At 49.1% G+C, this 6,240-nt stretch carries 7 protein-coding genes; all 7 read right to left on the bottom strand.

Translation table 11 applies throughout. The annotated features are described in order from the left end of the window. Nucleotides 1-822 (bottom strand): DNA polymerase I (locus KOO63_07070; GenBank protein MBU8921564.1); only part of this gene is annotated, 822 nt, incomplete at its 3' end. Beyond that, nucleotides 819-1,427 carry a nicotinate-nucleotide adenylyltransferase gene (gene nadD / locus KOO63_07065; protein MBU8921563.1) on the bottom strand — a complete coding sequence of 203 codons (609 nt, stop codon included), beginning with the start codon at nucleotides 1,425-1,427 and terminating at the stop codon, nucleotides 819-821. The genes KOO63_07070 and nadD, both read right to left, overlap by 4 nt. Further along, nucleotides 1,411-2,202: an outer membrane protein assembly factor BamD gene (gene bamD, locus KOO63_07060; protein MBU8921562.1), complete on the bottom strand. Its 792-nt coding sequence runs from the start codon at nucleotides 2,200-2,202 to the stop codon at nucleotides 1,411-1,413. The genes nadD and bamD overlap by 17 nt, the downstream gene beginning before the upstream one ends. Further along, on the bottom strand, nucleotides 2,186-2,908 hold the full coding sequence (locus tag KOO63_07055) for a tetratricopeptide repeat protein (protein ID MBU8921561.1): 723 nt from the start codon (nucleotides 2,906-2,908) through the stop codon (nucleotides 2,186-2,188). The genes bamD and KOO63_07055 overlap by 17 nt, the downstream gene beginning before the upstream one ends. A 223-nt stretch (nucleotides 2,909-3,131) precedes the next feature. Further along, complete coding sequence (locus KOO63_07050) at nucleotides 3,132-3,824, bottom strand: hypothetical protein (protein MBU8921560.1); 693 nt, start codon at nucleotides 3,822-3,824, stop codon at nucleotides 3,132-3,134. A 113-nt stretch (nucleotides 3,825-3,937) separates the two neighbouring features. Beyond that, the gene (gene rimO / locus KOO63_07045; GenBank protein ID MBU8921559.1) at nucleotides 3,938-5,308 is read right to left on the bottom strand and encodes a 30S ribosomal protein S12 methylthiotransferase RimO; all 1,371 of its coding nucleotides are present in this window, start codon (nucleotides 5,306-5,308) and stop codon (nucleotides 3,938-3,940) included. Next, nucleotides 5,295-6,240: DNA translocase FtsK (locus tag KOO63_07040; GenBank protein MBU8921558.1), on the bottom strand; the 946-nt coding region annotated here is incomplete at its 5' end. The genes rimO and KOO63_07040, both read right to left, overlap by 14 nt.

Here is a 6,240-nt window from a genome sequence, read left to right as displayed (position 1 = left end):
GTCCAGAAGGATCTCTGTGACCTTCTCCTCATCCATATCGCGCTTTATCATCCCCGCATATCCCGTCTCGAGGGGAACATCGACCAGCTCGACAAGAGATTTCGAGAAGATCGCGTCCTCTCTGCCCTCAGATATCTTCCGGCTTACATGGGCGGGCTCGATCTCTTCAGCATTCTGGAGGATCTCATCAAGAGACCCGTACTTCTCCAGAAGAGCCAGTGCTGTTTTTTCACCTATCCCTTTCACGCCGGGTATATTGTCCGCGCTGTCCCCCATCATCGCCAGAAGATCTATTATCTGCGAGGGCTTAAGGCCGAACCGTTTTTTGAGGTATTCGGGTCCGGCCTCGTCCTCGAGGTCATTTCCTTTAGAAGGCCTGATCATTTTCACTTTTTTACTCAGGAGTTGAAAAAGATCCTTATCGCTGGAGATTATCCTCACATCCAAGCCATCTTTTTCAGCTTCCCTCGTGAGAGTCGCAATAATATCGTCTGCTTCATATCCAGGAGCGAAAAGTACAGGCACCCCAAGAGCCTTCATCAGATCCTCAATAATGGGTATCTGATGCTGCAACTCATCCGGCATCGGGTCCCTGTTGGCCTTGTATTCCTCGTATTGCTGGTGCCTTCCGGTCTCCTCCTCAGAATCGAACGTCACGACAATATGGTCGGGAGAATATTTTTCCAGTAATCTGAGGATGAGCCTGACGAAACCATAGACAGCACTGGTATTCTCTCCACTCGAATTTGTGAGTGGATTCCTGATTAAAGCGTAGTACGACCTGTAGGCGATCGCATGTCCGTCAATGAGGAAAAGAGTCATTTCGTTTCCTCTCCCTGAACCAGATAAATGGACTTCTCGCTGATATACTGCTCGACCCGGTCCGGCACGAGATTCCGGATCGAACCACCTTCTCCGACCGTCGACCTGACAAGTGTGGACGAGATATCATTGGCTCCCTCGCTGAAAACGATAACTGCCGCTTCTCGCGGGAGATTGCAATCCATTGAATATTCTGGTCTCTTCATTGCGACTATTGTCGAATTTTCAAAAATCAGGTCGGGCCTCCTCCATCTTGTTATTTCCCTGAGAGAATCCCCACCTATAAGAAGGTGAACATGTTTTCTGTCGTATCCCTTATCCTTGAAATGCATGACAGATTCCCATGTAAATGATACATCGTCTTTTTTTTCAAGAAGGGAGATCTCGAATCGAGTGTTGTCCGTAATAGCCAGCTCGACCATTTTCAGCCGGTCTTCAAAACCCGCGATCACAGCTGTTCTTTTGTGTGGCGGAAAAGCAGTAGGAATAAAATATACGTGTTCCAATCCGGCGTACTCCATCGCGGTCTGCGCGAGGATTAGATGTCCATTATGGATGGGGTCGAATGAGCCGCCAAAAAGCCCTATCTTATCCCTGCTCTTCACTGCTCTGCCCCCCGGTGAGGTCTCTGATCCTCGCGCCGGCTTCCTCCTTCTCGTCGAATTCATGAGTAGAGGAGACAACCTCGCCGTATTCCTTCAGGGCGAGGGAGACATCGCCATTTTCTTCGGCGATCCTACCCCTGTAGTAACGGCTTCTGACAGCCCATACAGTGGATGAATAACTGTTTACTACTTTATCGAAATATAACAGGGCTGCGTTGTAGTTCTTTCCTGAAAAATAGAGCTGCGCGTTTTTGAAATCCTTTTCTCCAAGTATATCGTAGATATTTTTTCGCGTTTCCTCGGCCTCAGCTCTCCTCGGGCTATTGGGAAATATCTCAAGAAAACGGTTGATCCTCGACAACGCCTCGAATGTCTTGGACTGTTCTCTTTCAGGCCGAAGATGCTGCATAAAGGCACTCAGACCTTCGAGGTAAAAAGCATCGTCTATATATTCGCTATAACCGTAGTCGTTGATCAGTATTCTATATTCGAGAGACGCGAGAGGATAATCGCCATCCAGCCTATAGCATTCGGCGAGACGGTACTGGGCAAGATCGCCCCTTTCATCCCCCGCGAAATCTGCGAGAAAATCCTTGTACTCTACTGCTGCCTGCCCATATTTTTCTTTATCGAACAATTTGCCCGCCAACACTATCTTCTCATCTGCTTCGGGTATTCTCTTGGCTGTATAGGCCCCACCGCATGAAGCCAGAAACATCACAACGACCAGCGCCGCGGACAGGGCCATCCTTGTATTTCTATCTCGCCTTCTCAAGATCCACGATCCTTTCTTTCGCCTTTTCCACCAATCTTCCGCTCGAGCCGAGGTTCATGTGAACCACTTTCGAGTAGTATTCAATCGCACGCTCAAGTTCGTGCCTGGATTCAAAGATCTCTGCCAGCATGAAATCGACTTTCTCCTGGACAAGAGGATTGCTGGCTGTCGCGGAAAGTTCAAGAAGAAGATTCTCCGCCTCCTCAGTCTCACCACCTGAATAGAGTTCCTTTCCGGCGCTGAGAAGCAGGTTTTCAAGTTTCCATTTGGCCGTCGATACAAGACGGCTCCGTGGATATCTTGCCTGAAATATCCTGTACAGATCTATTGCTTTAAGTTTTTCTTCCCTTTCCTCATAGGCGGTTCCCAGATCCATCATCACCTCGGCCGCCCCAGCCGAGTCCGAGCTTGTAGCAAGGTAGTTTTCGAAATAGTAAATTGCCCCTTCGTAATCTTTCCTGTCGAGCAACATTTTGCCTGCCATCGAGTTGTAGCTGCCGAAATCGAGGTTTCTCTCGTAATTCGAAGCCCTGATGACGAAACGTCTTCCCCGCGCTTCCAGTCCTCTCTCAAGACTCGCGATCGCTTCAGACTGAAATATCTCCGCAATCGCAGGAGCCCATGTGCTATCTATGCTGTAAATCTCGGCAAAAGAATTATCTGCCTCAGCCTCCCTGCCAAGAGCGAGTAGAGATCTTCCCTCCATGAACAAAAGTTCCGGACTCCGCTGACCGTTTTTTCGAAAATGGTGCCTTAAAACAAAAATTGCTTCCCTGAAATTTCCATTGTCGAACTCATTAGAGGCCTGCTCCAATGTGGACTTTTGCCCGCAGCCAGATGTCACCAGCATCACGATCAACAATATTGAGGATAGTATTCTACCCCGGTCACGACTGAAGATAACGCACCGCCCTCCCGGGTGTCGTGGGTCATTCATTACTTGTCTGGTTCGAGAAAAACAGATAGATAAGACCCGTAACGATCCCTGTCACTACAAAGGCCTCGGCCGCCTTACCCCATTTTATCTCTTTGCGATCCGGCATAGTGAAAGACTGTTGTGGATCCTCTACTCTTTCCAGAAGAGAATAGGCTATAGTATCCTCATAGTCCTTTCGAGTCTCCCCCACCCAGACGATATCTCCAGTGGTCCCATCAGTCAACTGGGCAAAGATACCGACCTCCGCCAACCTTTCTACTTTCTTCGAGCCGACCCAGTAACTTCTGTCGATATCGGGATACTTGATGAGAAACCTGACTATCTGATAGTTGAATTCATAATCGTGGAATGCCTCGTCCTGTCCAGCCGTCGGCACTTTTGTGGTCACTCTAAACCCGGCTTCTGTGAATTTTCTGATAAGTACGTTAGTGAAAACATCGTCGATCGCACCGGCGCCCTTACTTTTGACAAGAAGTACGAGTTTATCTTCATCTATACGAGGCATATTATCCTTGAGTTCATCGATGGCCTGCCCGGATATCTTCTCAAGGATCTCATAGTTTGTAGCTAGTTTCTCCCCTGTCCCGTGCGGCTCACTCATTGCTGGAATGGCGGCAAACAGCAAGGAGAGGCAGAGCAACATCGCTGTCCTGGATAACACCCTCTCTCGTCTGAAAATGCTCAAGTATGACCTCCGTATTATTTTCGTCAGACTATCTATCTTAAGTTATCGGAACCATATCTCTTCAGCTTAACGCTAATTATATTCAGTAATTGCGGATAAATGTCAATCTAAATCTATTCAACCTTCCCGAAAAGATCATAGGCTTCTACTTCATTGATCCTGACCTTTACTATCTCCCCCCGATTCGCTTTCCTTCCCGAAAGGAAGGTCACTCCATCAACATCATGAGCCTGACCATAATACCTGCCTGTCCCCCATACACCGGGAAGGGGCGATTCGTTATCCTCAATATATCCGTCTACTATGACGTTCTGCAATGTCCCCATCAGTGATATCAGCCTGTCGTGTGAAATATCCATCTGGACAGAAGCGATCTCATCCATCCTCGCCAGGGCACGGTCAGAATCGATCTGCCCTTTCATCGAGGATGCAGTCGTCCCTCTTTCAGGAGAGAATGTAAAGACGCCAAGATGGTCAAACTTCTGCTCTTCGATGAAATCGAGAAGTTCGTTGAATTCATCCTCAGTCTCACCGGGAAAACCAGCCATCACAGTCGTTCGGAGAACTACACGACGATCCATATTTCTTAACTTGCCGAATAGATCTTCCAGGTCTTTTCTCTGATAGCCCCTGCCCATATCCTTCAGAATACGATCCGATACATGCTGCACTGGTATATCGAGGTAAGGTATGATCGTTTCAGCCGATATCAGGGCTTCGATCCTGCCTGTGTCCAGGTGAGCCGGATGAAGATACATCAGTCTTATCCATTCGATACCCTCGACTCTGCCTATTTCGCCCGCAAGCCGGTATAGATCATCAACGTTCCCGGAATCTTGGCCATAGGCAGAGGTGTCCTGCGCTATCAGCACCAGTTCCTTCACTCCTGCTCTGGCCAGCGCTATGGCTTCCTCCAGCATCTCATCGTGGTCTTCGCTTCTAAGCTCTCCCCTGATATCGGGTATCGTACAGTAAGAGCAATGGTTGGAGCATCCCTCAGCAATTTTCAGGTAGGCAAGGTGAGGAATGGTAAACAGTCGCCTTCCTCCTGGATGGGACAGACATTCTCCCGAAACTTTCACGGGACGCCCTTGCTCCTGACCAACCGGACCGACCAGGCTGTCCGCCACCTCCGGCAGCCTCATCATCTCATCGACAGGAAGAAACAGGTCCACTTCCGGAAACAGGTCGCCAAGCTCATCGCCTTCGCGAGTGACCATGCAACCGAGAACAACCAGCTTCTGCCAGCCTTCTTTCCCGGATGCGACCCGAATGATCTCTCCGACCGATTCTTCTTCAGCTATCGAGATAAAAGCGCATGTAGTTATTACAAGAAGTGATGCCAGGGCTGGATCTTCCTTGTATTGCCACCCGCGTTCCTCAAGCGAGCCTGCCACGCGTTCCGCGTCTACAAGGTTTTTCGAGCATCCAAGGTTGAAGAAGTGAAAACTTCCGACAGACCTTATTTCATCAACTGCCTTCATATTCTTCCCGGCTCACAAGCACTTCTCTAGCCTTTGAGCCTTCGAACGGTCCCACGACGCCTGACTGCTCGAGCATATCGATCAACCGAGCCGCCCTGGCGTACCCGACTCTCAATCTTCTTTGCACCAGGGAAATAGACCCCTGCTGATGCATAATAACCAGTTCTCTGGCTTTTTCGTATAGTTCGTCATCTATATCAGCCTCACCATCAGGTCCGACCATCGTCTGTTCTTTAAGATCGAGTTCTGTATCACGACCGATAAACCCACGCCAGTAATCGGCCACGCTCTCTGCTTCGTCCTCGGATATATACGCTCCCTGTATCCTCACCGGGCTCGGAAGATTCTTGGGAAGGTACAGCATGTCACCGTTTCCGAGCAGAGTCTCTCCTCCGTTGACATCGAGGATAGTCCTGGAATCAGTCTTTGAGGTCACCTGAAATGCTATCCGTGAGGGAAAGTTCGCCTTGATAAGGCCTGTTATTACATCCACTGAAGGCCTCTGTGTCGCAAATACCAGATGAATACCTACAGCTCTTGCCATCTGGGCAAGCCTGGTTATCGGAGGATATATCTCGTTTCCGAGAGTCACCATTATATCGGCGAGTTCGTCGATAACACAGACATAGTAGGGAAGATTCCCCACTTCCTCCCCTGTATCCCTGTCGATCAGTTTTTCAATGTCAGCTTTTTTATTGTAGCTCTTTATGTTTTTCACCCCGAACTGCGCCAGAAGCTTGTACCGTCTGTCCATCTCGATCGTCATCCAGTTCAGTACTTTCAGGGCCTGCCTCGCTTCGGTGATCACCGGGTGGAGGAGATGAGGGATCTTGTTATATGTGATCAGCTCCAGCCTTTTTGGATCGATCAGGATGAAACGGCATGTCGCCGGTGTATGGTTGAAGAGCAGGGAACAGATTATCGAGTTTATG

Source organism: Candidatus Latescibacterota bacterium (assembly GCA_019038625.1).
Lineage (GTDB): Bacteria > Krumholzibacteriota > Krumholzibacteriia > Krumholzibacteriales > Krumholzibacteriaceae > JAGLYV01.
Note: the sequence above shows the minus strand (reverse complement) of the source record. Positions and strands in the feature narration are given on the sequence as shown.